This window comes from Micromonospora sp. WMMD1128, from assembly GCF_027497235.1.
Classification (GTDB): Bacteria; Actinomycetota; Actinomycetes; order Mycobacteriales; family Micromonosporaceae; genus Micromonospora.
This window is the reverse complement of record NZ_CP114902.1, coordinates 6,599,049-6,625,043: the sequence shown is the minus strand read 5'-3', so window position 1 is coordinate 6,625,043 and position 25,995 is coordinate 6,599,049. Positions and strand designations below refer to the sequence as shown.

Genomic DNA, 25,995 nt, shown 5'->3' with positions numbered 1-25,995 from the left:
ATGCTGACGGGGTGCGTACCGTGGCCGCCGGAGTTCGCCCGGCGGTACACCGAGCGGGGCTACTGGCGGCCGGAGCCGCTCGGCGATCGGCTCCGGACTCTGGCCGGCGCCGACGCCGACCGAATCGCGCTTGTCGAGCCGGCCCGCCGGATGACCTACGGGGAACTGGACCGGCGTGCCGACCGGCTGGCCGCGGGTCTGCGCCGGGCCGGGCTGTCCCCCGGCGACCGGGTCGTGGTCCAGCTTCCCAACGTGATCGAGTTCGTGACGCTGTGCCACGCCCTCTTCCGGCTCGGCGCGCTCCCGGTCTTCGCGCTGCCCGCCCACCGGGAGAGCGAACTCGCCCACCTCTGCGCCGTGAGCGAGGCGACCGCGCTGGTGATCCCGGACAGCTACCTCGGCTTCGACCACCGCGAACTCGCTCGTCGGGTGACCGGGCCGGAGCACGTCTTCGTCGTGGGTGATCCGGCGGAGTTCGTCGCCCTCGACGCGGTGGACGCCGAGCCGGAGCCGCTGCCCGCCCCGGACCCGGCGGACGTGGCGCTCTTCCTGCTCTCCGGCGGGACGACCGGACTGCCGAAGCTGATTCCCCGAACCCACCAGGACTACGGCTACAACCTTCGGCTCAGCGCCGAGAACGCCGGCCTGACCGCGGCCGACAGCTATCTGGCGGTGCTACCGGTCGGGCACAACTACGCGCTGGCCTGCCCGGGCGTCCTCGGCACCCTGCACGTCGGCGGTCGGGTGGTGCTCGCGCCGACGCCGAGCGTCGAGGACGTCTTCCCGCTGATCGAGCGGGAACGGGTGACGGTGACCGGGCTGGTCCCGCCGCTGGCCCTGCTCTGGCTGGAGATGGCCGGGATCGCCGGTTCGGATCTGTCCAGCCTGCGGCTGGTCCAGGTGGGCGGCGCGAAGTTCGGGGCCGAAGCCGCCCGGCGATTCGGCCCGGCACTCGGTTGCACGGTGCAGCAGTCGTTCGGGATGGCCGAGGGGCTGCTCTGCCAGAGCGCCCTGGACGACCCACCGGAGACCACGGCCACCACCCAGGGCCGGCCGCTCTCCCCCGACGACGAGATCAAGGTGGTCGACGCCGGCGGCGCTCCGGTGCCCGACGGTGAGGTGGGTGAGCTGCTCACCCGGGGGCCGTACACCCTGCGCGGCTACTACCGGGCGGAGGAGCACAACGCCACCGCCTTCACCTCGGACGGGTTCTTCCGCACCGGCGACCTGGTCCGGCTCCTGCCCAGCGGGCACCTGGTGGTGGAGGGCCGGGTGAAGGACCAGATCAACCGGGGTGGGGACAAACTCGCCGCCGACGAGTTGGAGGACCATCTGCTGGCCCACCCGGCCGTGCGGGAGTGCGCCGTGGTCGCCATGCCGGACCCGCTGCTCGGCGAGCGGACCTGCGCCTTCGTGGTGCCGAGACCACGGGGTACGACCCCGCGCCTGGCCGAGGTGGTGGCGTTCCTGCGGGAGCGTGGGCTGGCGGCGTACAAGCTGCCGGACCGGTTGGAGCTGGTCGAGTCGTTTCCGCGTACCGCGGTGGGAAAGGTGGACAAGGGCCGGCTGCGGGAGCGGATCCGCGAACTCACCGGCGCGGGTCGCGGCTCCACCGACACGGAGCGCGGCCGATGATCGTGGTAGGCGCCGGTCCGACCGGTCTCACCGCCGCCCTGGCGCTGCGGTCGGCGGGTCTGCCGGCCACCGTGCTGGAAGCGGAGCCGGCGGACCGGAGCCGACCGGGCAGCCGGGCCCTGTTCGTGCACGGCCGGACGTTACGGCTGCTCGCCGGTCTCAGCCCGGAACTCGCCGAGGAGATCGCCGACCGGTCCGTGGTCTGGCCGACCCGCGAGACGTACTACCGGGGGCGGTTGGTCTACTCCCGCAGCTATCCGTCGCACTCCCACGGGCTGCCACCGTTCGCCAGCCTGCGCCAGGTGGAGACGGAACGCGTGCTGCTGGCGGCCTGCGAGCGGGCCGGGGTCCGGTTCGAGTGGGGTGCCGCGGTGAACGCGGTCACCACCGGGCCGGAGGCGGTCACGCTGGAGACCGGGGACGGCCGGCGGTGGAGCAGCGAGTACGTCGTCGCCGCCGACGGCGCCCGCTCGGCGGTCCGCCAGTCGCTCGGGGTGGGGCTGCACGGTCCCCGGCCGCACGGCTTCCACGTCGTCGTCGACCTGGCCGAGGATCCGAACCGGCCCATGCCGCCGCGCCGGACCTTCCATTACGAACATCCGTCCCTCGATGGTCGGACCGTGCTACTGGTGCCCTTCGCCGGCGGCTGGCAGGTCGACCTCCAGTGCCGCGAGACCGACGATCCGGCGGCCTTCGACAGTGTCGAGGCGGCACGACGCTGGCTGCCCGCGGTGGTACCGGGGCGATACCGGGACCGGATCCTGTGGGTCGCCCGGTACCACTTCCACCAGGTGGTGGCGGACCGGCTCACCGACGGGCACCATCGGGTGCTGCTCGCGGGGGAGGCGGCGCACCTGTTCCCGCCGTTCGGCGCGCGCGGGATGAACAGCGGGATGGCCGACGCCGTCGCCGCCGCGGAGGCGATCGCGGCGGCGGACGCCGATCCGGCGGCGGTGCCCGGGTACGCCGCGCGGCGGCACGCGGCGGCACGCTACAACCGGGACGCGGCCGGGGTCGCGCTGCGCCACCTGCGGCCGGGGCGGGCGATGCGGATCCGGCAGCGGTGCTGCGCCACGCTGGCACCGGTGGTGCCCGCGCTCGGCCGGTGGCTCGAGACGGCGCCCTACGGACCCCGTCAGGGCCCGTCCGCGGAGAGCAAGTACTGACCGAGCCCGACAGGAGGAGCGAGTGGAGCTGGACGGTGCCCCGGTCAGCCCGGCCGACCTGAGCGTGTTGGCGCTGGTCAACTACGGGCATTTCACCACGATGCGGGTCGCCGGGGGCCGGGTGCGCGGCCTCGCCCACCACCTGGAGCGGCTGCGCCGGGACTCCCGGACCCTCTTCGGGGCGGAACTCGATCCGGAACGGGTGCGGTTCCTGGCCCGGAGAATGATCACCGGTCCGGCCGGTGTGGACGGCGGCGGTGCGGTCGCCGTCCGGGTCACCGCCTTCGACTCCCGGCCCGGGTTGGACCGCCCGCCCGCGCCGGCTGCCCCCCGGCTGCTGGTCACGGTCCGGCCCGCCCCGGCCGGGCCGCTCCCACCGCTCGCTCTGCGGTCGGTGCGGTATGTCCGGGAACTGCCGGAGGTCAAGCACACCGGGCTCTGGGCGGCGGTTCATCACCGCCGGGCGGCGCAGGCGGCCGGCTTCGACGACGCGCTCTTCGTCGCCGAGGACGGCCGGGTCGTCGAAGGGAGCACCTGGAACCTGGCGGTCGTCCGGGGGGAGACGGTCATCTGGCCGGACGCCCCCTGCCTGCCGGGGGTGACTATGCGGCTGCTGGGGGACGCGCTGGACCGGCTCGGGATCGCCCACCGGACCGGCAGGGTCGAGCTGACCGAGTTGAACGGGGAGACTGCCGTCTTCACGACCAACGCCACCGCCGGGTTACGCCCGGTCGCCGCGGTCGACGGCGTTCCGCTCGCCCGAGCCGACGAGTTGGTCGCGGCGCTGCGCCGGGAGTACGACGCGATCGCCGGAGAACCGTTGTAGACACGGCCCGCGTCCTCCGAGTCGACGCTGCCCACTCCCCCCTCTGAGAAAGTTTCGCTGCTCTGTCCGAAAATTTCTGTTTCCATCGGGTAGCGGTTTCATTGACGAACGTCGACTTAGCGGCGTAGCGTCCGGCACGAGGGCTTCTCACCGAAGCCGCTCCCGGCTCCGACTGGCCCCGTGGCAAGGAAACAGAGCAATGGACGCAGCGACACAGAAAGGCCGGCTCCGGGCCGCCGGGGGCACCGCCGATCCGCCGCTCGCTGGCTGACCGCCCGCGTGGCCGGAACCCAACCGGGCCACGAGCTTGAGCCATCCGGGCACTGCCGCATCACGTGCGCTCGCAGGGCCGCCGAAGTCGGGCTGATCCGTCCGCCGGCGCCGGGCATCCGTCTGTGCGGCCACATCGACAAACGTGGCCAAATCCCCGAGAAAGGTACCGATGAAGAACAAACGTCTCGCGATCTGGATAGCAGTCGCTCTCCTCGTCCTCGGTGGTGTCGGGACAGGCACCCTGGTGGCGCCGGTCTACGGTGCGACCACCGCGGCTACGGCCAACTCGTCGGGCTTGGCCGCCGACACTTGCATCGCCGATCCCGCCCTGCGCGGCGCCACCAAGAGTCCGCTCTACACCGTCACGACCGCCGGAACGCCGCTGTTCGTCGAGAAGATGACGAAGTACGCCCCGGAGATGCAGGTGCACTACGCGCACTGCTCGATGGCGGGAACGGGCACCGCCGAGTTCTCGGTCACTGTCGCCGAGGGCTTCAGCTCGTACACCGTCAGCCCCAAGAGCCGGAAACTCGCGGTCGCCCGCAGCGGCAACACCCTCACCTTCACCAGCGGTCCGAACTACCTGATCGTCCAGTTCGACGCCAAAGAGCTGCTGTTCATCCTGATCGACGCGCCCGAGACGGACGCGCCCCAGTTGGGGGACGCCGACGTCAAGAACCTCGCCGACTACGGCGTCGACAACACCGGCGCGACCCTGGTCACGTCAAAGATCCAGAGCGCCATCAACGCCGCATCCGGCGCGAGCCGCAACGTCCTGTACGTGCCTCCGGGCCGGTACCAGGTCGGCGAGCTGTGGATGAAGAGCAACATGACCCTCTACCTGGCCACCGGCGCGGTCCTCTACGGCTCGAACCAGAAGGCGGACTTCAACACCGGCAGCGGCGGAGTGAACATCGAGGGCATGCAGCACGCCTCCCTCCGGATGTACCAGGTGCGGAACGCCAAGCTGCTGGGCCGCGGCGTCATCGACGGGAACGGGAAGTACCTGCGGGCCCAGGGCATGAACCTGGCCGTGCTGAAGATCGAGGAGAGTTCCGACATCCTGGTCGACGGCGTGACCGTACGCGACTCCAGCTACTGGAACACGCTCGTCTACCGCAGCGACAAGGTCACCATCAAGAACTACAAGCTGATCAACTGCCGGCCCACGACGGGGTACAACAACACCGACGGCGTGGACTTCGACGAGTCGACCAACAGCCTGCTGTCGAACGCGTTCCTCTACACCGGTGACGACAACATGGCGACCAAGAACGAGTCCGCCAGCGGCACGATCAACACCAGGAACGTCATCCACGAGCACGTCGTCTGCTACAGCAACTCCGCCTGCGCGAAGATCGGTACCAAGACCGAGGGCACGTCCATGGACGGCATCGTCTTCCGCGACATCGACGTGGTGAAGGCGGGCCGCTCGATGGTGATCGACGCGGTCGACACCGCCGTCGTCTCGAACACCCGCTGGGAAGACGTCAGGGTGGAACAGACCGACAGCCTGATCGACCTGGAGGAGGATCGCCCGCCGTCCTGGCGCACGGTGAAGAACACCTCGACGATCCGGAACGCCTACTTCACGAACGTCTCCTCAGACGTGAAGAAGGTCGTCAACCTGCACGGACGGTCGTCGACGATCAATATCAGCGGTGTTCACTTCGAAAACTTCACCGTCCAGGGCAGACCGGTCACCAGCCAGACCGACCCGGACGCGAGCTGGAACATCAACTCCTACGTCTCGAACATCACCTTCTCCACGTCGCCCCCGACCACCCCGCCCCCGACCACGCCGCCGCCCACCACGCCGCCCCCGACTACCCCGCCGCCCACCACGCCGCCGCCCACCACCCCGCCGCCGAGCCAGTCGGGCGCCTGCGAGGTGAGCTACACGATGAACTCGTGGAACACCGGATTCACCGCCAGCATCCGCATCACCAATCGCGGCGCATCGACGATCGACGGTTGGACCCTGGCGTTCACCCTGCCCAGCGGACAGACCGTGACCGGCGGCTGGAACGCCACCTACACGGGCTCCAGCGGTCAGATCTCCGCGCGCAACGTCTCGTACAACGGGACGCTGGCAGCAGGCGGATCCACCGACATCGGCTTCCAGGCCACCCACACCGGTAATACCGGCGAGCCTGGTTCCTTCACCCTCAACGGAGTGAGCTGCGCCCTCTCCTGACGGACACATCGACGCAGCCGGTGGAACCGCGCCCGCAACGGGGCCCGGCTCCACCGGCCGATCACGTAAGCCTCGACCACACCCACCTGAGCCGTCCTCGGCGACCCGGGCGGGCCAGCGGGATCAGCCCGTGGTGCAGGACCGGATCTGGGGTCTGGCCCAGCTGTTGCCGTTCATCATCGTGGTGAAGCCGAACGTGTTGCCGCTGCCGTTGGACCGCATCGTCATCACGTACCCGGTGTTGTCCCAACTGGGGGAGCCGTTCCAGGTAGTGGCGACCCGCTGCGGCGCGGTCAACGCCACGACAACGGTCCAGTTGCTGGCCCCCTGAACCGTCACCGAGGTGTTGTACCGGTCGCCCCAGACGTTGGGGGTCGTCGCCGTCGCCGTGCATCCGCCGGTGGGCGGCGGGGTGGTTGGCGTGCCGGTCGGCGGCGCGGTGGTCGGCGGCGTGGTGGTCGGCGGCGTGCCGTCCGGGGCCACCGCTCGGCCGGTGCTCGGCGAAATCATGCCGGGACAGAGGCTGCGGCTGGTCAGGTTGGCCACGATCTGCGGAATCGCGTCGCGGGTGTTCTGAATGCCGTCGTGCATCAGGATGACCTGGCCGTCCTGGAGGCGGCTGGCGTTGGAGACGATCTGGCTGACGCTGGCGCCGTTCCAGTCCTGGGAGTCGACGTCCCAGATCACCTGGCGCAGGCCAAGCGACGACGCGACCGACTGGAGGGTCGAGTTGGTCTCCCCGTAGGGCGGCCGGAACAACTGCGGCCGGACGCCGGTCGCCGACTGGATCGCCGAGTTGGTCTGGGAGAGGTCCGACTGCATCTGGCTCTGGCTCATCGAGGTCATGTGCGCGTGGTTCCAGCTGTGGTTGCCAACCCACATGCCGGCGTCGACCTGGGCTCGCGCGGCGGACTGGTTGCCCTGCGCGTTCTGCCCGATGTTGAACATGGTCGCCCGTACGTTGTTCGCGCGCAGCACGGACAGCAGTGCGCTGGTGTTGCCGGTCGGCCCGTCATCGAAGGTGAGGCCGACGTATCCGTTGCAGGTGGCGGCGCTGGACGGAGTGGCGGCAACCGCGAGACCGGCGGCACTGAGCGCCACGGTCGAGGCGAGCACCGCCAACCGGACGGTGAGACGCGATTTTCGGGCGGCGGACGGGCGGCCGGAACCGCCGATGCTGACGTACATGCGCAGGTCCTCCTTGGGACGGGTGACACCTGACGACGCCTGGATTAATCGACAGAAATTGATGTCACCGCGATCGGAGTATTACAGCGGCGTTTCGAACGCGTCAATGACTTTCCGGAAGTTTTCCGGAAAAGATCGGCTGATCGACCGCAACATCTCCGGGCCGCACGAGTTCGGTGGCGTCGACACGGCCCTGCAGCGCCATCGGGTTCGGCGCGCCGGCCGGGTCGCGGGCCTCGCACGCTTGATTCCGACAGCCAATGCCCGGCACTAAACGCCACCGAATCCTGACTTTCCGTAGGACCCCACGGGCTTCAGGTGAACCCGACGATGGAGGGATGCTGGAGCAGATTGCGGTCAGCGGCACCAGCCCGACGGCGAGGCTCGCCGCCCGAGTTCTCTGTAGACGACTGAGGCACCCATATGCCGGCACCGTCGCTGCGGTGACCCGGTTGATGACGGGTGCGCGGGACGGGCGGGTCGCGGCGATGGCCGAGGAGGCCCTGGCCCTGGCCTGGGGCAGCGACCAGAAGGTGACCAACGGCGTCTGGGACGGCCTGATCGCCACGCCGGGGCCGGCGTTGCGGTTCCTGCTCGCGCCCGCGCCAGACTGCCAGCACGAACCACGGGTACGACTTGTCACCGCACCACCCGACGGCAGACGGGTGCTTGCGGCCGCCCTCAATTCCACCGATCCCGAGTTGCGCGGGTCGATGGCCGACCTCCTGCGCGTCACCAACCACCCGGTCCTACTCGGTGACTTCGAGTACGCGCTGAGAAGCTGGCCGATGCCGCGCAGTCCCGGGGACGTGGAGCTGGAGACCCGCGCGGTGCTCGATCTCGCGCTCACCAACACCCATCTGTGCCAGCCCGCGCCGGTCGGCAGAGAGCGCACGGGGCTCGCCGTCGTGGCGGTCCTGAAGAGGCGGTTCGACCTGCTCGACAGCTACCACCAGGCATCCATGGTGTTTGAGTTGGTGGGCCTCAGCCACCGGGATTTCCCGGCACCGGCGACCGAGGGGTACCGCCGGTGGTTACGTGCGCTGGGCCCCGGCCCTGGCCGCGAGCAACTGTGCAAGCTCGTCATCGACGGCCACTCCGAGGCGCTGACTGCCGTCGCGGACAGCGGCCAGGAGCCGGACTCGCCGTACCTGTTGCCGGCCTTTCTCTTCTGCACCGAGCAGTGGGCGCGGTATGACGCCCTGGACCCCGACGGCGCCCTGCTTGAGAACTACATCAACAGGGAGAACGACGACGTCGGAGGGTACTTGTGGACGGTCGCGGAACGCAACGGACGCGAATTGCCAGACCCGCCAGGTTTATCCGACCCCGGGTTCTGACTGTGGGCGGGCGGCGCCGGGTCAATCAGCCTCGACACTCGACCTTCGAGGCCAGCCGTTGGCCCTTGGTGGACCCGAGCAGTTGGGGTCCGGTGGTGTCCAGGATTGCTCCCACAGTCTCCAGCCCACGTGATCCGCCAGCTGAATCGCCATCACGGGGCCCACCGAACTGCATCTGCCCACGATCAAAACCCGGGTGGACGCCACGACCGCCCACCGGACAGACCTGACGTGAGGGACGCTCGTCGCACGAGCACCCACCGAGCACCCAACCGACCACAATGTACAGACAAACAAAGGGGCCTGACCGCCGTTACGGCAGGTCAGGCTCCCTCATGATCTTGTGCGCCCGAAGGGACTCGAACCCCTAACCTTCTGATCCGTAGTCCGATCCGTCGATGCACGACCAAATCGTCCAGCCCGGTCCAGCCGCGTTCAGCATGGTCCGAACGCGCTGCCGCAGGTACAGGACTTGAGCGACTACGATCGATATAACTTTGGTCGGAGATGGCGTCGAAATCCGTCCCAGTCCAAGGAGTCCGTGCCAGTTCCCCGACGTCCGAGCACCCACGGAGCACCCAGGGAGCTCCGCCCGGCTGATCAACATCGCGCTACCGGACACCAAGTAGCTGCCAGACCTCGGCGCGGACCACATCCGGTGGCATTTCCATAAATGGGGCAAGGTCACGTCGCGGTTCGGCCCAGCCCGGTGAGGTGAACGGCCACGATCACCGTTGCCATCACCACCACCCCGACCGTGACCAGCACCACGCCGCGCCCGGACGACGGCAGGTCACCGGCCCGGATCGCCTCGCCCGCGGCGCGGTAACGCAGGTAGCCGATGAACGCGGTGACGATGCCGAGCGCGAAGATCCCCAGCGCCGTCGCGGTCGCCAGCGGCCGTGTGTCCGACAGGTGCAGCAGCGCCACCCCTCCGGCCAGCATCGTCAGCGCCGTACGCAGCCAGGCGAGCAGGGTGCGTTCGTTGGCGAGCAGGAACCGCACGTCCACGTCCAGGCGTTCGGGACTCATCGGTCCGTTTCCGGCTCGTCGGCGGCGCAGCGGAAACCGGTGTGGCCGGTGGTGCTGTCCGGGGTCGACATGGTGCGAGCGGCGACCCGGTAGCGGTTGCAGTACGAGTCGTGGCACAGGTAGGAACCGCCGCGCACCACGCGGCCGGTGCCGGTCCGGGGTCCACGCGGGTCGGTGCGCGACGCGCTGTCGCGGTGCGCGTCGGCGCTGAACCAGTCGGCGCACCACTCCCACACGTTGCCGGACGTGTTGTAGAGGCCGTATCCGTTGGGCCGGTACGCGTCGACCCGGGCGGTGCCCAGATGGCCGTCGTCGCCGGTGTTGTGCTGCGGGAACGTGCCCTGCCAGGTGTTGCAACGGTGCTGCCCGCGCGGGGTGAACTCGTCGCCCCACGGGAATCGGGCCTGGTCGAGGCCCCCACGGGCGGCCTTCTCCCACTCGGCCTCGGTGGGCAGGCGCTTGCCTGCCCACGCGGCGTACGCGGACGCGTCATGCCAGGAGACGTGCACCACGGGATGGTTGGCACGCCTGCTCACGTCGGAGCCGGGACCCTCGGGCGTACGCCATGTCGCCCCGGCCACCGGCAGCCACCACGGCGCCTGGGGGACGTGCGCGTCAAGCACGTGGCCGGCGGCCTCCGGGCCGACGAACAGGTGGAACACGTACGACCAGCCGAACTGCTCGGCATCCGTGCGGTAGCCGGTGGCTTTGACGAACCTGGCGAACTGGGTGTTGGTGACGGCCTTGGGGTCGATCCGGAACCCGGCCACGGTGATCTCGCGCACCGGGCCCTCGCCGTCGGCGGGGAACGTGTCGGGGTCCTCGCTGCCCATCCGGAACATGCCACCGGGCACGGCGACCATGCCGCGCGCCACCGCGCGAGGGTCGTGCGCGGGCACGGCGAAGGGAAGCGCCCGGGCTTGCTCGCCGGGGGCCGGGTCGGAGTGGGCGGGGTCGGGGTGGGCACCGGGCCCGCAACAGGCCGTCACCAGCACATTGTCCGTCATGACCGAGCCGGACGGATAAGCACGTCGAAGGGCAGCCCGCTGGATTCGTCGCCGCAGATATCGCGCAGCGCGGCGTAGAGGTCGGCCACGACCTCGGGCCGCTCCTGCCAGAGATCAACAGTCTCACCCGGGTCGTCCGCCAGGTCATAGAGCTGACCGACCGGATGGTCGCGGTCCCATGGCGGGTTGGCGTGGGCCTTGCCGGATCCGGAGCTGAACAGCGCCGAGATCGAAGGTTCGGAGAAACCGCCGCCGGACCCGGCCGCGAAAATCGCCTTCCACGGCCCGCGGCGGATCGCGAACCGGCCGCCGAGGCTGTGGTGGACCAGCGGCCGGTCGGCGGGCGGGGCAGCAGTCGCGTCCCCACGCAGCGCCTCCAGCAGGTCCACGCCGTCGGGCGCGGCCCCGTCGGGCAGCGTGACCTCCGCCGCGGCAGCCACCGTCGGCAGCACGTCGGTCAGGCAGATCGGGGCGTCGAGCACGCCGCCCTCGGGCAGCCGGCCCGGCCAACAGGCGACGAACGGCTCGCGGTGCCCGCCGTCCCACAGGTCACCCTTCTGGCCACGCCAGTCGCCGTTGGGCCGGTGCACGGCGCTGTCCCCGTCGTCGTCGAAGATCATGACAGCGCCGTTGTCGCTTGTCACGATGAACAGCGTGTCCTCACGCTGGCCACGCTCGTCGATGGCGTCGACGAGTTGCCCGACGATCCAGTCGACCAGGCACACCGCGTCGGCGCGGTCGCCGAGCCCGGACGCGCCGCGCACCACATCCGGCGGTACGCAGGGCCGGTGTGGGGCGCTGGGGGTCACGTAGGCCAGGAACGGCCGATCGGCCGGGACCGACCGGATCCACTCCACGGCCTTCGTGGTGAAGGTGGTGTCCACCGCCGCCTCGTCGAAGCCGGGCACGGCCAGGCCGGGTCGCTGCTCGGTGAGATAGTGCGGCTTCTCGATGTCGGGCACGCCGACGGTGCGGTCCTGGTCGAGGAATGCGTACGGCGGCATGTCAAGCGACCCGGCGATGCCGTAGAACCGGTCGAAGCCCAGTTCGAGGGGCCCGCCGGTGAACGGCGCGGTGTAGTCGATGTCGCGGCCGAAGTCGGTCACGACGTCGTCGTGCAGCCGGGCGCCGGGCGCGAACGCGTCGCGGACGCTCCCGTCCCGCTGCCGCCAGCCCAGACCCAGGTGCCATTTGCCGAACGCGCCGGTGGTGTACCCGGCCGTGCGGAGCAGGCTGGCCAGGGTGGGGCGCTCCGGTTCGATGAGCGCCGGGCCATGGCCCATCAGGACGAAGTTCTTCAACGGTCCGCGCCAGGCGTAGCGGCCGGTCATCAGCGCGTACCGGCTGGGGGTGCAGACCGCCGACGCCGAGTGGCAGTCGACGGCCCGGACGCCCCGGGCGGCGAGGGCGTCGATGTGGGGGGTGGGGATCGCCGAGCCGTAGCAGCCCAGGTCACCCCAGCCCATGTCGTCGGCCAGGACGATGACGATGTTGGGCTTGTTCACGTGCGGCAGCTTCCGTCGGTGCTCCGGTAGACGCGGATGGCGTTGGTGGTGCTCTGGTCGATCTGGAAGTTTCCGGCCTGCGAGTTGTTGAAGCAGGTGCCGTTGGCGTACACGTTCTGGAAGTTGACGTTGCGCACCTTGTGGGTGGCGTCCATGCCCTGCACGACGTTGGGCTGCTGGTAGGTCGTGTACGCGTGGATGTTGCGGAAGATGAGCTGGTCGAGCTCGCCGTAGCCACGCGCCGGGTCGTACCACTTGTTGTTCTCGATGGCCAGGTAGAACAGCCGCCAGTTCGCGTTCTCGACCCGAATGTCGTCGAAGAGGTAGCGCGACAGGGTGCCGCTGCCGGCGTGCAGCGCCCGGAAGATCGCGGTCTTCTGGATCTGGTAGTGCTCGGCGTGGATGACGTCGTTGTCGTAGACGTGGAACGTCTGCGGGTTCTCGTGGATGTTCCACGAGATCATGAAGGAGGCGCCGTTCTCCAACTGCCAGATGGTGTTGCCACGGGCGATCGTGTCGCCCCAGAACAGCTTGATCGAGTCGTCGTTCGACTTGACGAAGTTGTTCTCCAGCAAACTCTTGTGACCACCGACCATGCCGTCCGTGCTGTACCACCACGAGATCGTCTTCACGTTGTGAATCGTGGTGAACTGCGCGAGCGCCCGGACGTTGAACCGGGGCCCGTCGACGAACGTGACGCCCTCGACGAGGAGGTTCTGCGAGCCCTGGTCGGCGATGTCGACCATGCCGGGCTGATCCTTGTTCAGATCCTGGTTGCCGGTATCCATGAACAGACCTGACACCACGCCGCGCCCCTTGATGGTGACGTTGCTGACCGGCCCGTCGGCGATGAACGCCGCCTCGACGAACGCGCCACCCGCGAGGTAGACGGTCTGTCCGCTGAGCAGTTGCTGGCCCGCGCCGAGGAAGTGCTTGCCGGGGCCGAAGTAGCGCACATTCGGGTCGGTCGGCGAGGGTACGTCGACCTCGGGGGGATTGGCGAACACAAGCATCGGGTGCAGCACCGGGTTGTGGATGTTCGGTTCGAACTCCACCGACAGGTTGCCCGGCTCACTGATCGTGAACGTGCACACGTTGCCCGCGAAGCTCGTGGTGATCGCCGCCGAGTAGGGCCGGACCATGCAGCCGGTCGCCGCGCCCGCGCTGAGCTTGGTCACCCGCACGGTGACCGGGCCGGAGAAGGAGAACGACGTCCAGGAGGTGTCCAGTTCCCGGTTGGTGTCGGTCTTGCGGGCCAGGGACTTGTAGACGAACGATCCCTGCTGCCCGCCCGTGCCCAGCGCGGCGGTGACGCTGTACTGGTCGGACGCGGCGACCCCGGCGGGCCCCGGGTAGACCGACAACTGGTCGGGGGTGCCCGCGGCCGGATAGATCCCGCCGTAGGGCAACGTGTCGCGATGCGCGGCGATCTCGGCGACGGTGGCCGCCGCCGAGGTGCTGATGTTGTCGGCGATGGCGTCGACGGTCGGCACGGTCCCCGAGATCTGGGTGATCCCGCCGCCGAAGTCGTACTGCTTGCCGGTGTAGGGCGCGCCGTCGGCGGTGGCGGGGGTGGCGGAGAGCGCGGTCAAAAGGGTAACGACGAGCAGCGTGGTACCGGTCCTGCGAAGCATGGGGGCGGTGCTCCTTGTCCTCGGTGGTACTGCCTGCTTGTGGTGTCAGCCGAAGCGGCGCTGGAACTTGGCCTCGGGATCCCACTCGTTGAAGCCGGGCTGCCCGCATGCGGGCGCCAGCACGTAGTGGTCATAGGTGCTCGCGAGCAGTTCGCGTAGCAGCCCGTGGTGGTGGGCGATCAGCTCCGCGTGCTCGGTCGAGTCGACCAGGTTGGTCAGCTCGTACGGGTCGGTCTCCAGGTCGAAGAACTGCCACGGCCGGCCGCCGTGGGCGTCGCCGAGCACGGTGTACTTGTAGCGCCGGCTGCGCACACCGCGCCACGTCTCGTCGTGGAACGGCAGGCCGGGGCGCATCTCGGCGACGAACTCCAGCAGCACCGCCGCCCGGTCCAGGTGCTCCGCGGCGCCCCGCACCAGCGGGGTCAGGTCGCGACCGGGCTTCGGGTCACGGGGGGTGATCCCGGCCAGGCCGAGCAGCGTCGGGAACAGGTCCTCGGTGCAGACCGGATCGTCGACGACGCGGGGGGTGGCCACCGCCCCGCCGGACACGATCAGCGGGATGCCTATCGACTCCTCCCACGGGCGCTGCTTGGCCAGCACGCCGTGGCAGCCCAGCAGCTCGCCGTGGTCGGCGGTGAGGGCGATGACGGTGTTGTCGAGCTGGCCGTTGGCGCGCAGCGCCTCGACCAGACGGCCGATGTTGTCGTCGAGGTTCTCGATCATGGCGTAGTAGGTGCGCAGGTCGTCGAGCAGATCCTTGCCGTGCGGGCCGCGCTTGTTGTACTCCCGGTCCAGGTCGACGTTCTCGCGCACCTGCACGGGCCGGTCCTGCCAGCGCCGCAGGTACTGCTCCGGCGCGGTGAAGATCGGGTGTGGGGGTTCGACCGACAGGATCGTGGCGTGGGGGCGGCCGTCGCGGGCGCGTTCGTCGGCGTACTCGATGGCCAGGTCGAACAGGCCGTCGGTCTGGAAGCCGTCGATCTTGTGCGGGGTGGGGTCGTCCTCGTTCCAGTAGTAGGTGTCCCAGGGATCGTTGCAGATGTCGAACCCGGCGAAGCGCTGGAACCTGCCCTGGTACGGCCGCGGCACCGGAGTGCGCGACGCCTTCACCACGTTGTGGCCCGGGTAGTGGCCGAAGTTCCCGTACAGGTGCCACTTTCCGAACAGCGCGGTGTGGTAGCCCGCCTCGTTGAACTCGTCGGCGATGGTCCGCTCCGCCGGCGACATGCGCCACTCGATCGACGGAATGAACCGGGTGTGCGCGTGCTCGCCGGTGACCAGGCTGAACCGGAACGGCACGCACACCGGATAGCTGGAGGAGGCCGCGTCGAAGCGGGTTCCCCGCCCGGCGAGGGCGTCGATGTGCGGGGTGGCCACGTTCGGGTCGCCGTAGCAGCCCAGCGCCTGGCGGCGCAGTTGGTCGGCGATGATGAGGATGACGTTGGGGCGGTTGGTCACTTGACACCTCCGGAGGTGAGCCCGGCGACGAACTTGCGCTGGAGCAGCAGGAACAGCAGCAGCACCGGTCCGAGCATGAAGATGGCGGCGGCACTGGTCAGGCCCCAGTCCGTGGAGTACTGGTCCTGGAAGGCCATGAAGCTGGTGGAGATGGGCCGCAGGTCGGGATCGTGGATGAAGGTGATCGCCCAGAAGAACTCGTTCCACGACCACAGCCCGACGATCAGGGCCACGGTCAGCAGGCCCGGCCAGGCCAGCGGCAGCACGATCCGCCAGGCGATCTGCCAGTCGGAGGCGCCGTCGAGGCGGGCGGCCTCGGTGAAGTCGTGCGGGATCTTCAGCAGGAACGAGCGCAGCAGCAGCGCGGCGAAGGGCGCATCGGTGGCGATGTAGATGAGGATCAGGCCGGGACGGGTGTCGGTGAGCCCGAGGTTCGTCCACATGAAGAACAGCGGCACCACGAACAACTGCACCGGCAGCGCGCTGGTCAGGAACAGGTACGCCACCACGCCGTTGCCGCCGCGCACGTTGAGGTGGCTGAGCGCGTAGGCGGCCATGCCGGCCACGAAGCAGGTGCCGACCACCGAGCCCAGGCAGAGGATCGCGCTGTTGAGCATGGTGGTGGCGAAGTCGCCGCGGGTCCACGCCTCGGCGAAGTTCGACAGGCTCAGCGACGTCGGCGGTGACAGCGGGTTCGCGCCGATCTCGGCGTTGTTCTTGAACGCGTTGAACAGCAGCGCCACGATCGGCCCGAGCGCGAACACCGCAAGCGCGATCAGGATCAGGTAGTAGACGGGCAGCGCCCGGCGCTCGCGGCGCGGGGTGCGGGGCCGGGCGGGCCTCGGCACGCTTGTGGCAGCGGGCCGCTCCTGGATGGAGGCGGTCACTCCTCCCACCCCTTTCGCTTCAGGTACTGGTATCCGGCGAGCACGATGCCGATGATCACCGTCATGGACAGGCCGAGCGCGGCGGCGTAGCCGGCCTGATACTCGTTGAACGCCTGCTTGTACATGAGGGTGGAGACCACCTCACTGGACCCGGCGGGGCCGCCGCCGGTCATGATGAAGATGTAGTCGAACGCCTTGAGCGTCCAGATCACCGTCATCAGGGTCAGGAAGACCACGGTGGGGCGGATGCCCGGCAGGGTCACCGACCTGAACTGCTGCCAGCGGTTGGCGCCGTCCACCTTCGCCGCGTCGTACAGCTCCGGGTCGACGCCCTGCATCGCGGCGAGGTACACCACGGCCAGGAAGCCCCACCAGTGCCAGTTGACGACGAAGTTGACGCTGAGCAGCGACGTGTCGGGGTCGCCGAGCCAGGCGTGGTCGATGCCGAGTGCGTGGCCGATGCCGCTTGTCGGTGACAGCAGCATCTTCCACACCGCGGCGTTGACCACGCTGGCCACCACGTACGGGATGAAGTACAGGGCCCGGAACAGCACCTGGAACCGGGGCACCTGAGACAGCAGGTAGGCGCCGAGCAGCCCCATGGCCATCGGGATCGAGCCGAATAACACGAGCCAGAGGACGTTGTGCCACAGGGCGTCGTGCACGGCCGGGTCGGCGAAGGCCCGGGTGAAGTTGTCGAACCCGATGAACGTCGCCGGGCCGAGCCCGGACCAGTCGGTGAACGCGTAGTACACCGTGGCCAGGGCCGGGCCGAGCACGACGAGCACGTTGAGGATCAGCAGCGGGCTCAGGAACAGCCAGGCCCGCCTGCTGCCACGCGACTTCGGCCGTCTCCCGGGCAGCGCGGTGTCCACCGTCACCGACTGGACGCTCATTTCGCCGGGCCCCGGGCGGGCAACGCCGGGATGTTGCCCTCGGCCTTCTCGGCCTTGAACTGGTCGGCCAACTGCTGGCAGTACTGCGCCGGGGTCAGCTTGCCGGTGAGCACCTGCTCCAGGCCCTCGTAGATGAACACGTCGGTCTTCGGCGGCCACCAGGTCCAACTGACGTAGCCGTAGTCGCCGGTGCTGACGGCCCGGTTCACCGCGGTGAGCACCCGGCCGGCGCGCGGATCGATGGCGGCCGGGATGTCACTGTCGGCGAAGTCGACCGGGATGTTGTAGGTCGAGGGCACGTCGGCCATGCGTTTGAGAGCGGCGGCCTTGTCGCCGTAGTACCAGTTGAGGTACTCGGCGGCGGCGTCCTTGTTCTTGCTGGCGGCGTTGATCGCAAGCGAACCGCCGATGCCGATCTCGAACAGCGGGTACTTGACCTCCTGCCGCAGCGCCGGCATCGGCATCCAGTCCCACTCGTTGTCGTTCTTGGCCTTGGCGCCGAAGTACTGGCCGACCTGGCTCATGAACCAGTTGCCCTGCGGGACCATGGCGACGCTGCCCTTGCCGAAGTTCGCGCCGATCTCGGTGGACGGGACGGAGAAGTACTTGTCGGCGCCGCCGGCGATCCAGCCCTTGTCGAAGTACGACTTGACCAGCTCGACGGCCTCGACGAACACCGGGTCGCTGAACGAGATCTGGCCGGACAGGCCCTGGTGCAGGGCCTCGGGGCCGGAGTAGTGGTTCCAGAAGACCGTCATCAGCCACTCACCGGCGGCCTTCCAGTCGACGTTCGAGGAGCCGAAGGGCACGATGCCCCGGCCGTGGGCATCGGCGGCGATGGCCTCCAGCTCGGCCCGGGTGGTCGGGGTCTGCCAGCCGTGCTGGGCGAACAGCGACTTGTTGTAGTAGAGCAGCATGGTGTCCACGCGCATGGGCAGGGCGTAGAGCTTGCCGTCGTTCGTGAACGCCTGCAACGCCCACTTGGCCAGCTTCGACTCCCAGCCGAACTTCTCCGAGTACGGCGTGAGGTCGGCCAGGATGCGCGCCCGGCTCCAGGCGATGGTCTGGGTGGCCGACGGGCCGCGGACCACGTCGGGGCCGGACTTGGCCTGCAGCGAGGTCTGGATCAGGCGGCGCAGGTCCTCGCCCTTGTAGAAGGTCGCGTTCAGGTCAATCTTGGGGCGCGCCTTCTCGAACGCGCCCACCACGCTCTCGGTGAAGTACTTCTGGTTGGCGTCGCCCTGCACGTCGATCCAGAGGTCGATCTTGCCCTGCGGATTGTCGCCGGGCACGATCGGCTCATCCTCACTCCCGCAACCGGCCAGCAGGCCGGGCGCGGTGAGGCCGAGGGCGATCAGACCGGCTCTGGACAGCAGCCGGCGGCGGTTCATCGCGAGATCCATCATGACTCCAAGGGGGTGTGAGGCGTGATGCGCACTTCGTGTGTCGCGGTTCGGCCCTCGGTCACCAGCAGCGCGATGCCGCCGTGGGCCAGGTACTCGTCGTGCAGGTCGAACAGGATCTCCCCGTCGACGGCGCCGGTCAGCCGGCTGCCCGCGACGGTGAGCGTGAGGGTGTACGTGGCGCCGAACTCCCACGGCCACGGCGTGTCGGCCAGCACCCGCTCGCCGCACACCAGCCGCGCGGTGTCCTGCCCCACCAGTTCGAGGGCGTAGTAGTCGCGGGCGCCCTGTACGCGGGCGGCCAGCCCGGCGGCTCGGGCCAGGTGGGGGGTGACGTCGGCGGTGACCGTGTAGTCGCGCCAGCCCGCCTCGCCGTGCACGAGCAGGCCGGTGCCGCTGTTCTGCACCACCCGGAACGGCTCGGGCCAGCGTGGCAGCCACTGGTCGGCCGCCTGCACCCAGGCCCGGCGCCACATGGTGCCGCCGTCGGCGGGACGGGTCAGCGTCATGGTCGGCGCGCCGTCCCAGGTGAGCCGGTCCAGCGCCACCGGCCCGTCGGTGCGGAAACCGACCGCGGCCACCGGGTGCCCACCGAGGTCCGGCACCCGCATCGCCAGCGTCCCCGCCGGCTGCGGCGCCTGGACGACGCTGTGCAGCTCGCCGTCCGCGCCGTAGTAGCTGACCAGCAGGCTGACCTGGGCCGCACCGGTGAACGTGGCGGTGATCGTCTGCCCCGGGTACAGCGTCGGGCTGGCAACCATGCCGTAGATCGGCATGTCCAGGGCCTCGGGCGGGACGAACGTCGGCGTGGTGACCGTCGCCGGGCCGCTGACGTCCAGCCGCCCGGCGGTGTTGCGCAGCGTGCCGACGCCCGACCGCACGGTGAAGCCCTGCGTCGAGCCGGGCATCCCGAAGTGGAACCGCGCGCCGTCCTTCGGGGCCAGCGGCTCGTGGCCGGCCCAGCGCAGGCCATGGTTGGCCAGGTTGATCGCCTCGGTGGCCGCGTCGGTGACGCTGGAGCCGCCGTCGACGGTGGGCAGGTACATGCGGTCGGCAAGCGGGCCGCGCCAGTCGGGGTCGGCGAGCCCGGCCAGGCCACCGCGTACGCCGCAGATCGCCCCGACGTTGCCGGCGTTGGAGTCGGTGTCCCAGCCGGAGGTGCACACCACCTTCATCGCGTCGGCGAACTCACCGCCGCTGTGCACGAGGGCGTGGATGACCGTGGCGTGATTGGGCACCACGTGACAGTTGCCGCCGTAACGGTGGTAGCCGTACACCTCATCGATGCGGTCGCGGACCTCGCGCCAGTCGGACGCCTGCGCCGACCAGGCCCGCACGTCGGCGATGACCCGGGCGATGAGGCTGTCGGCGGGGATCAGCCCGACCGCGGTGTCCAGCAGCCGGTCCATGTCGGGCTCCGTGAACGCTCCGGCGACAAGCGCGGCGACCACCCGGGCGGCGTGGATCGACTCACCGTCGTGGCTGACCCGCGCGGCGCGCTCGGCGAGGTCGGCGGCGGCGACCGGGTCACCCGGTCGGGTCATCGCGAAACCCTCGACGAAGATCTGTGCCCCGACCTGCTCGGCGACGACGGTGCCGTTGCGGGCGATCGACCCGCTCTCCGGGGGCACCACTCCCGCCTTCATCCGCAGGTAGGCGGTGTGCTCGGTGGAGTTTCCCAGCCCGCCCCACCACAACACGCTGACGTTCTCGACGATCTCGTTGAGCCAGGTGTGCCCGACCTCGGCGCTTGTCGGCTCCGGGTGGCGTGCCAGCACCCGCGGGAACACGAACGTGCCGCTGATGTCGTCGTCGGCGACCACAAGCAGGTGGTGCTTGAGCGCCACGTCCCAACGGTCGTTGACGTAGTACGTGATGTCACCCAGCTCGGCGCTGATCTTCTCGTGGGTCCAGCCCTCGTAGGGACGGCCCAGGTACACCGCGATGATCTTTCCCAGCACGCCTGCGTAGACCCGCTCGGCGTAGTCCGTCTCGACCATCAGAACGCCACTCCCGCTCGTAGGATCACGTTCGCGTACGGCGTCGCCTCACCGGTACGCACGACCGCGTGGGCGTCGGCGCACAACGCCTTGAGTTCGTCGTGAGCCACCGCGCCGGTCGGCACGTCGCCGACCGCCGCGCGCACTCCGGCCAGGAACCCCACATCGCTCAGCTCGTGGGCGAGCACCGCCTCCTGGACCGGCAGCTCCGCGCAGACCGCGCGCAGCACCGGCAGCAGCGCGGGCTGACCGCGCGACCACACCAGGTCGATCGTCTCCACGCCGCGCGGCACCGGCAGCCCGGCGTCAGCGATCACGATGCTGTCGTGGTGGCCCATCGCGGTCAGCAGTCCCGCCAACCTCGGGTGCCAGATGCCGTCGCGCCGCATGCTCACGCCCTTCCGTCCCGGGCCAGAAAGCCGTCCACCTCGTCGACGGTCGGCAGGGCGGCCTGCGCGCCCATCCGGGTCGTGGCCAGTGCGCCCACCGCGCAGCTACGCCGCAGCGCCTCGCCGAGCGCCAGGCCCTGGGCCAGCGACACGGCCAGCGCGCCGCAGAACGCGTCGCCCGCGCCCGTGGTGTCCACCACCGGCACCGCGAACCCGGCGCACGCAAGCGCCGTGCCCGGACCGGCAAGCACCGCGCCGTCGCCGCCGAGCGTCACCACGCACACCTGCGGTCCGAGGTCGGTCAGCCCGGCGGCCAGGCGCTGCCAGCCCGCGTCGTCCCGGGGTGGGTCGCCCTGCTCGCCGCTCAGGTGCCACGCCTCGCCCTCGTTCACCACGAGCACGTCGACCGCGGTCAGCAGCTCGGCGAACACCGGGTCCATCACCTTGGGCAGCGGTGCGGCGTTCAGCAGCACCGTCGCTCCGGCGGACCGGGCCAGGCGGGCGGCACCCAGACAGGTCGCGATCGGGATCTCCAGTTGCAGCAGCAACACCGTGCCCGGCGCCAGCAGCGGCGGCAGTTGCGCGGTGAGCGGCTGCCCGTCGAGCAGTTCGTTCGCGCCGGGAGCGACCACGATCGTGTTCTCCCCCGTACCCTCGACCACGATCATGGCCAGCCCGGTCGCCACGCCGTCGATCGTGGTGAGGCCCGTCGCGGGCAGTCCCTCGGCCTGCAACGCCGTCCGCAGGTCGGTGCCGAACCGGTCGGCGCCCACCGCGGCGAACAGGACCGTGTCGGCGCCCATTCGCCGCGCGGCCACGGCCTGGTTGCCGCCCTTGCCACCGGGCCGGAACGACACGTCCGAGCCGAGCACCGTCTCACCCGGGTCGGGCAGGTGCGACACCGCGACGGTCAGGTCGAGGTTGACGCTGCCAACCACCGCCACCCTGGTCATTGCCGGCTCCCCACGTTTTCTTCCCTGCCGGCCCGCGCGCTCGCGTGGCCGCCACCGGGCGGGTCGTCGCATCCGCAGGAACCGCGGGCGAGCAACTCCACCGGCAGCACCTGCGGCTGCTGCTCGGCGCCGCCGAGCTGCCCGAGCAGGTGGTCCATGGCAGCCCGTCCCAACTGCGCGAACGGCTGCACCATGGTGGTCAGCCCCGGGGTGGCGAACGCTCCCGGCGCGATACCGTCGAACGACGCCAGCGCCACGTCGTCCGGACACCTCAGCCCGAGCTCGGCAATGGCCCGCAGCGCGCCGATCGCCTGCTGGTCGCTGGCCGCGAAGATCGCGTCCGGACGGTTGCGGGGGTCGGCGAGGATCGCCCGGGTCGACTCGTAGCCGGCCCGCCGGCCGAACGGCGCGTGCCAGGCAAGCATCTCGGCGGGCCGCACGCCGGCCTGCGCCAACGCGTCGCGCCAACCCGCCACCCGGTCGGTGGCCGGCATGACGTCGCGGGGTCCGGCGATGCACGCGATCCGGGTGCGGCCGTGGGCGAGCAGGTGCTCGGTCGCGGCGCGCGCCCCGCCCCGGTTGTCGACAAGCACCGCGGGCGCCGTGGCGCCGGCGACCTGCCGGTCCAGCGACACCCACGGCACCCGCGAGCGCTCCAGCTCCGGCAGGCAGCCCACCGGCCCGTGTGCCGGGACGAGGAACACGCCGTCGACCTGGCGGGCCAGGAAGGTACGCACGTAGGTGGTCTGACGGTGGTCGTCCTCGGCGGCGTTGCCGATCAGCAGCGTGTAGCCGCGGGCGAACGCCTCTTCCTCGATGGCGCGGGCGAGCTGGGCGAAGAACGGGTTGGCGTTGTCGGGCACCACCAGCCCGAGGGTCATGGTGCGGTTCATGCGCAGCGACCGGGCGATGCCGTTGGGCCGGTAGCCGAGCTGCTCGACGGCGGCCAGCACCTTGGCGCGGGTGTGCGGGGCGACCGAGCGGGGTCCTCCGTTGAGGACATAGCTGACGACAGCGGGGGACGTTCCCGCCAGCTTGGCGACATCAGCTCGCCTTACCGTCACGATCAACCTCCGTCAACACGAGTTGCATTTCAGCGAGGTTGCCAGGATGTGACTAGCAAATATGGTTGCGCAATACGTGTTGATGGCCGTTACCGTAATGAGACAATCGCGGGAGCGGCGGCATCGGCGAGGGCCTGAGGCCACGGTGGTGGGCCCGCCGGCCACCGGCGGCGGGCGACCGTGACGGATCAGACGTGTGCGATCGCCAGGGTCGCGCCGAGGGTGGTGAGCACCTCGGCCACCCGCACCGCAAGTGCCAGATCGATGGCCTTCGACAGGACGTTGTCGCCGCGGACGGCCGCGACGAACGCCCGGGTCTGGCTGTCCAGCGGCAAGGTGTCCGCGACGTCGATCGGGACGTCGTCGAGGGTCAACCGGTGCGGGGGGAGGGACAGATGCAATGAGGGACCTGACTGCCGTTATGGCAGTTCAGACCCCTCATGATCTTGTGCGCCCGAAGGGACTCGAACCCCTAACCTTCTGATCCGTAGTCAGATGCTCTATCCATTGAGCTACGGGCGCTCAGTGCTCGGCCAGTCTACACACCCGGCTTTTGCGCGGAGACTCCGGGATTCGAACCCGGGAGGGGCTTTAAGACCCCAACCGCATTAGCAGTGCGGCGCCATAGACCAGACTAGGCGAAGTCTCCCTGGTGCCCCGAAGGCCACCGCGCCCGAGGATACAGGTCCGCCCCCGCCGGGAGCAAAGCGACTATCGGAGCCCCGCCGGGCCGCCGTGTTTTCACCGTGTGCCAGGTCACGTCCGCGACTACGCTCCATCGATATGCAGGAGCAGCCGCCGAGCGATCCCCCCGCCGCCAAGGCCCGGCGGAGCCGCTCCCCCCGACCGACCTTCAGCCCGCCGCCCGCGCCCGAGCCGACGCCGACCGACGCGACGGGCGACGTTCCGCCACGGAAGCGGGCCCGCCGGGCCGCGCCGACCGTGCTCTTCCAGCCGCCCGCGCCGCCCCCGGATGACGCGCCGGCCCTCGACGGACCGCCGGCTCCGCGCCCGCGTCCGGCCGCGGAGACGTCCACCACCGATCCGGGTACGCCGCCCGGCGCACCGCCTGCGGAGCCGTCCGGGTCCGGTTCCAGCACGCCTGCCGACGCGTCAGGAACGACCCAGCCACCCGCGTCCGCCGACGAGGTAACCCCGAAGCGGGTGGTCCGCGCCCCGGCCGCCGACGAGGCGGCCCCGAAGCGGGTGGTCCGCGCTCCCGCCGAGAAGAAGGCCGCTCCGAGCGCGCGGAAGGCTGCCCGGAAGGCCGCGCCGGCCCCGACGACTCCCGTCTCGCCGGACTTCGCCGCACCGACCGGGGTGGAGCCGGGTGCGCCCGACGCCGCGTCGGAGGGAGCCGGGTCCGCGCCTCGGGCCGCCCGGGCCCGCCGGACCACCAGGGCCGCGAAGACGAGCCCGGCGAAGCGCGCGACCAAGCGGACGCCTGCCCGGTCTGCACCGGACCCGGCGGCCGGCGACGACCAAGAGCCCGAGGCAGCCGCCGGCGTCTCCCCCGGGCCGGGCCCGGAGGCGTCCACCGGACCAGCCGTCACCACCGAGCCGGACGCGCAGGCGTCCACTGAACCAGCCACCACCACCGAGCCGGACGCGCAGACGTCAACCGGGTCGGCTGTCGCCACCGAGCCGGTCCCGGCACCCACGACACCCGAGCAGGACAGCGTTGCGCTGACGAGCGCGGCGGATGCGCGTACCCCGGTGGAGGGTTGGCGGGCGGTGGGGCCGCGCCTGCGTGACCACCCGGGGTTCGCGCCGGAGCTGCTGGCCCTGGCCGCGGTGGACGCGCTCGGGCCGCGGGCCCGGAGCTGGGTGGAGCAGGTCCGGCGGGCCTATCCGCTGGCGGACGCCGACGGGGTGGCCCGGCTGGCGACCCGGCGGTTCGTCCGGATGGCCGGTACGGGTGGTGCGCTGGCGGCGGGGGCCGGGGTGTTCGCGCCGGCGGCGGAGCTGGCGGTGGTGCTCTGGACGCAGGCGAACCTGGTGCTGCACATGGCCGCCGCCTACGGCCACGAGCCGACGGATCCGGACCGGGCGGCGGAGTTGCTGGTGCTGACGTCAGTGCACCCGGACGAGGGTGTGGCGCGGGCGGCGCTGGCGGCGGCTCGGGAGGTCGGCGAGCCGGCGGACGGGCCGTGGGGCCGGGTGGCCGAGGCGGCCTGGCGGCTGGCCACGCCGGTGACCGCGCAGGCGGGCGGTTGGCTCGGGTTGCGGCTGGCCGCGCGGCTGTTGCCGGGCGCGGCGGTGCTGGCGACCGTGACCGGCGGCACGGCGGCGGCCGAGCGGGTCGCCGGCCGGGCGGTCGGCCGATACCGGTCGACGGGTCAGAGCCAGCCGAACCAGGGCTAGAGCCAGCCGAACCAGGATTTCGGCAGCAGCGCGTAGCCGACGAAGGCGACCACGTCGAGCAGCGTGTGCGCGACGATCAGCGGGGCCACCCGGCGGGTACGCAGGTAGAACAGCCCGAAGACCACCCCCATCACGGCGTTGCCGACGAACGCGCCGAAGCCCTGGTAGAGGTGGTACGAACCGCGCAGCACGGCGCTCGTCGCGAGGACCGCGCCGATCCGCCAGTTGAGCTGCCGCAGCCGGGTGACCAGGTAGCCGACCACGATCACCTCCTCCAACACGGCGTTCTGCACGGCGGCGAGGATCAGCACCGGCACCGCCCACCACAGGTGCGGCAGCGCGGCCGGCACAAGCGTGGCGTTGGCGCCGAGCTGGGCCGCCACCCAGACCAGCCCCAGCCCGGGCAGGCCGATGAGCGCGGCCAGGCCGGCGCCCCGGACCAGGTCGGAGCCGGGCCGGCCGAGGTCGACGCCGAGGGTCCGCGCCGGGTCGCCGGGGTCACGCGCCAGCAGGTGTACGGCGAGCAGCACCGGCAGCAGCGCGAAGGCGATCCCGAGCAGTTGATAGGTGAGGTCGAGATACGGCCGGGCCGAGGCGGACGTGTTGAGCGCGGCGGTCTGCTTCGACAGCCCGCCCGACGCGGTGAGCTTCGCGATCAGCGAGACCAGGGCGTACACGGCCGACTGGCCCAGGGAGAGACCGAGCACGAGCAGCGTCTCGGTGCCCAGCACCCGGCGGGAGACCGGGCGGGCCAACTCGTCGACAGTCACCGGACCAT

At 70.5% G+C, this 25,995-nt stretch carries 20 protein-coding genes, 2 tRNA genes and 2 pseudogenes; 7 read left to right on the top strand and 17 right to left on the bottom strand.

Features of this window, described 5'->3' with window-relative positions; all coding sequences use genetic code 11:
* From O7602_RS30150 to O7602_RS30130, 5 genes and pseudogenes are all read left to right on the top strand, one after another.
* Window positions 1–1,635 carry an AMP-binding protein gene (locus tag O7602_RS30150; RefSeq protein WP_281585963.1) on the top strand — a complete coding sequence of 545 codons (1,635 nt, stop codon included), beginning with the start codon at window positions 1–3 and terminating at the stop codon, window positions 1,633–1,635.
* Window positions 1,632–2,801, top strand: coding sequence for an FAD-dependent monooxygenase (locus tag O7602_RS30145; RefSeq protein ID WP_281585962.1), 1,170 nt, complete (start codon window positions 1,632–1,634; stop codon window positions 2,799–2,801). Before O7602_RS30150 ends, O7602_RS30145 begins: the two co-directional genes overlap by 4 nt.
* A gap of 22 nt (window positions 2,802–2,823) precedes the next feature.
* On the top strand, window positions 2,824–3,627 hold the full coding sequence (locus tag O7602_RS30140; protein ID WP_281585961.1) for an aminotransferase class IV: 804 nt from the start codon (window positions 2,824–2,826) through the stop codon (window positions 3,625–3,627).
* A 442-nt stretch (window positions 3,628–4,069) separates the two neighbouring features.
* Window positions 4,070–5,545: pseudogene (locus O7602_RS30135) on the top strand (glycosyl hydrolase family 28 protein); the annotation flags it as partial.
* Window positions 5,546–5,665: 120 nt separating this feature from the next.
* Window positions 5,666–6,097, top strand: a pseudogene (locus O7602_RS30130) (cellulose binding domain-containing protein); the annotation flags it as partial.
* Between the two features lie 123 nt (window positions 6,098–6,220).
* Here the strand turns inward: O7602_RS30130 and O7602_RS30125 are convergent.
* Entirely contained in the window at window positions 6,221–7,285 is a 1,065-nt protein-coding gene (locus O7602_RS30125) for a polysaccharide deacetylase family protein (protein ID WP_281585960.1), read from the bottom strand.
* Between the two features lie 338 nt (window positions 7,286–7,623).
* Here O7602_RS30125 and O7602_RS30120 point away from each other — a divergent pair, with 338 nt between their 5' ends.
* Window positions 7,624–8,625, top strand: a complete 1,002-nt coding sequence (locus O7602_RS30120) for a hypothetical protein (protein WP_281585959.1) — start codon at window positions 7,624–7,626, stop codon at window positions 8,623–8,625.
* 684 nt (window positions 8,626–9,309) lie between these two features.
* On the opposite strand, the gene O7602_RS30115 is transcribed toward O7602_RS30120, so the two are convergent.
* The 15 genes from O7602_RS30115 to O7602_RS30045 form a co-directional block, all read right to left on the bottom strand.
* Window positions 9,310–9,657: a DUF202 domain-containing protein gene (locus O7602_RS30115; protein WP_281585958.1), complete on the bottom strand. Its 348-nt coding sequence runs from the start codon at window positions 9,655–9,657 to the stop codon at window positions 9,310–9,312.
* Complete coding sequence (locus O7602_RS30110; protein ID WP_281590625.1) at window positions 9,654–10,520, bottom strand: formylglycine-generating enzyme family protein; 867 nt, start codon at window positions 10,518–10,520, stop codon at window positions 9,654–9,656. Before O7602_RS30110 ends, O7602_RS30115 begins: the two co-directional genes overlap by 4 nt.
* A 140-nt stretch (window positions 10,521–10,660) precedes the next feature.
* Window positions 10,661–12,169 carry an arylsulfatase gene (locus tag O7602_RS30105; RefSeq protein WP_281585957.1) on the bottom strand — a complete coding sequence of 503 codons (1,509 nt, stop codon included), beginning with the start codon at window positions 12,167–12,169 and terminating at the stop codon, window positions 10,661–10,663.
* A complete protein-coding gene (locus tag O7602_RS30100; RefSeq protein WP_281585956.1) occupies window positions 12,166–13,803 on the bottom strand; it encodes a hypothetical protein in 1,638 nt (545 codons plus the stop codon). Before O7602_RS30100 ends, O7602_RS30105 begins: the two co-directional genes overlap by 4 nt.
* A 45-nt stretch (window positions 13,804–13,848) precedes the next feature.
* Window positions 13,849–15,261, bottom strand: coding sequence for a sulfatase (locus tag O7602_RS30095; RefSeq protein WP_281585955.1), 1,413 nt, complete (start codon window positions 15,259–15,261; stop codon window positions 13,849–13,851).
* Window positions 15,258–16,148 carry a carbohydrate ABC transporter permease gene (locus O7602_RS30090; protein WP_281585954.1) on the bottom strand — a complete coding sequence of 297 codons (891 nt, stop codon included), beginning with the start codon at window positions 16,146–16,148 and terminating at the stop codon, window positions 15,258–15,260. Before O7602_RS30090 ends, O7602_RS30095 begins: the two co-directional genes overlap by 4 nt.
* Entirely contained in the window at window positions 16,145–17,029 is an 885-nt protein-coding gene (locus O7602_RS30085; RefSeq protein WP_281585953.1) for a sugar ABC transporter permease, read from the bottom strand. Before O7602_RS30085 ends, O7602_RS30090 begins: the two co-directional genes overlap by 4 nt.
* 11 nt (window positions 17,030–17,040) lie before the next feature.
* Window positions 17,041–18,450, bottom strand: coding sequence for an extracellular solute-binding protein (locus O7602_RS30080; RefSeq protein WP_281585952.1), 1,410 nt, complete (start codon window positions 18,448–18,450; stop codon window positions 17,041–17,043).
* Window positions 18,447–20,447, bottom strand: coding sequence for an ADP-ribosylglycohydrolase family protein (locus tag O7602_RS30075; protein ID WP_281585951.1), 2,001 nt, complete (start codon window positions 20,445–20,447; stop codon window positions 18,447–18,449). The genes O7602_RS30080 and O7602_RS30075 overlap by 4 nt, the downstream gene beginning before the upstream one ends.
* Window positions 20,447–20,836 (bottom strand): D-ribose pyranase, encoded by a 390-nt coding sequence (gene rbsD, locus O7602_RS30070; RefSeq protein WP_281590624.1) that lies wholly within the window; start codon window positions 20,834–20,836, stop codon window positions 20,447–20,449. The genes O7602_RS30075 and rbsD overlap by 1 nt, the downstream gene beginning before the upstream one ends.
* A 2-nt stretch (window positions 20,837–20,838) precedes the next feature.
* Window positions 20,839–21,789 carry a ribokinase gene (locus O7602_RS30065; protein ID WP_281585950.1) on the bottom strand — a complete coding sequence of 317 codons (951 nt, stop codon included), beginning with the start codon at window positions 21,787–21,789 and terminating at the stop codon, window positions 20,839–20,841.
* The gene (locus tag O7602_RS30060; RefSeq protein WP_281585949.1) at window positions 21,786–22,853 is read right to left on the bottom strand and encodes a LacI family DNA-binding transcriptional regulator; all 1,068 of its coding nucleotides are present in this window, start codon (window positions 22,851–22,853) and stop codon (window positions 21,786–21,788) included. Before O7602_RS30060 ends, O7602_RS30065 begins: the two co-directional genes overlap by 4 nt.
* Before the next feature lie 188 nt (window positions 22,854–23,041).
* Window positions 23,042–23,254 (bottom strand): hypothetical protein, encoded by a 213-nt coding sequence (locus O7602_RS30055; protein ID WP_281585948.1) that lies wholly within the window; start codon window positions 23,252–23,254, stop codon window positions 23,042–23,044.
* A gap of 48 nt (window positions 23,255–23,302) precedes the next feature.
* Window positions 23,303–23,375, bottom strand: a tRNA-Arg gene (locus O7602_RS30050).
* Between the two features lie 36 nt (window positions 23,376–23,411).
* Window positions 23,412–23,502, bottom strand: a tRNA-Ser gene (locus O7602_RS30045).
* Window positions 23,503–23,636: 134 nt separating this feature from the next.
* Between O7602_RS30045 and O7602_RS30040 the strand changes: the two genes are divergently transcribed.
* Window positions 23,637–25,217: a hypothetical protein gene (locus O7602_RS30040; protein WP_281585947.1), complete on the top strand. Its 1,581-nt coding sequence runs from the start codon at window positions 23,637–23,639 to the stop codon at window positions 25,215–25,217.
* On the opposite strand, the gene O7602_RS30035 is transcribed toward O7602_RS30040, so the two are convergent.
* Window positions 25,214–25,987 carry a CPBP family intramembrane glutamic endopeptidase gene (locus O7602_RS30035; RefSeq protein WP_281585946.1) on the bottom strand — a complete coding sequence of 258 codons (774 nt, stop codon included), beginning with the start codon at window positions 25,985–25,987 and terminating at the stop codon, window positions 25,214–25,216. The two genes, O7602_RS30040 and O7602_RS30035, sit on opposite strands and share 4 nt — an antisense overlap.
* Window positions 25,988–25,995 lie beyond the last annotated feature (8 nt).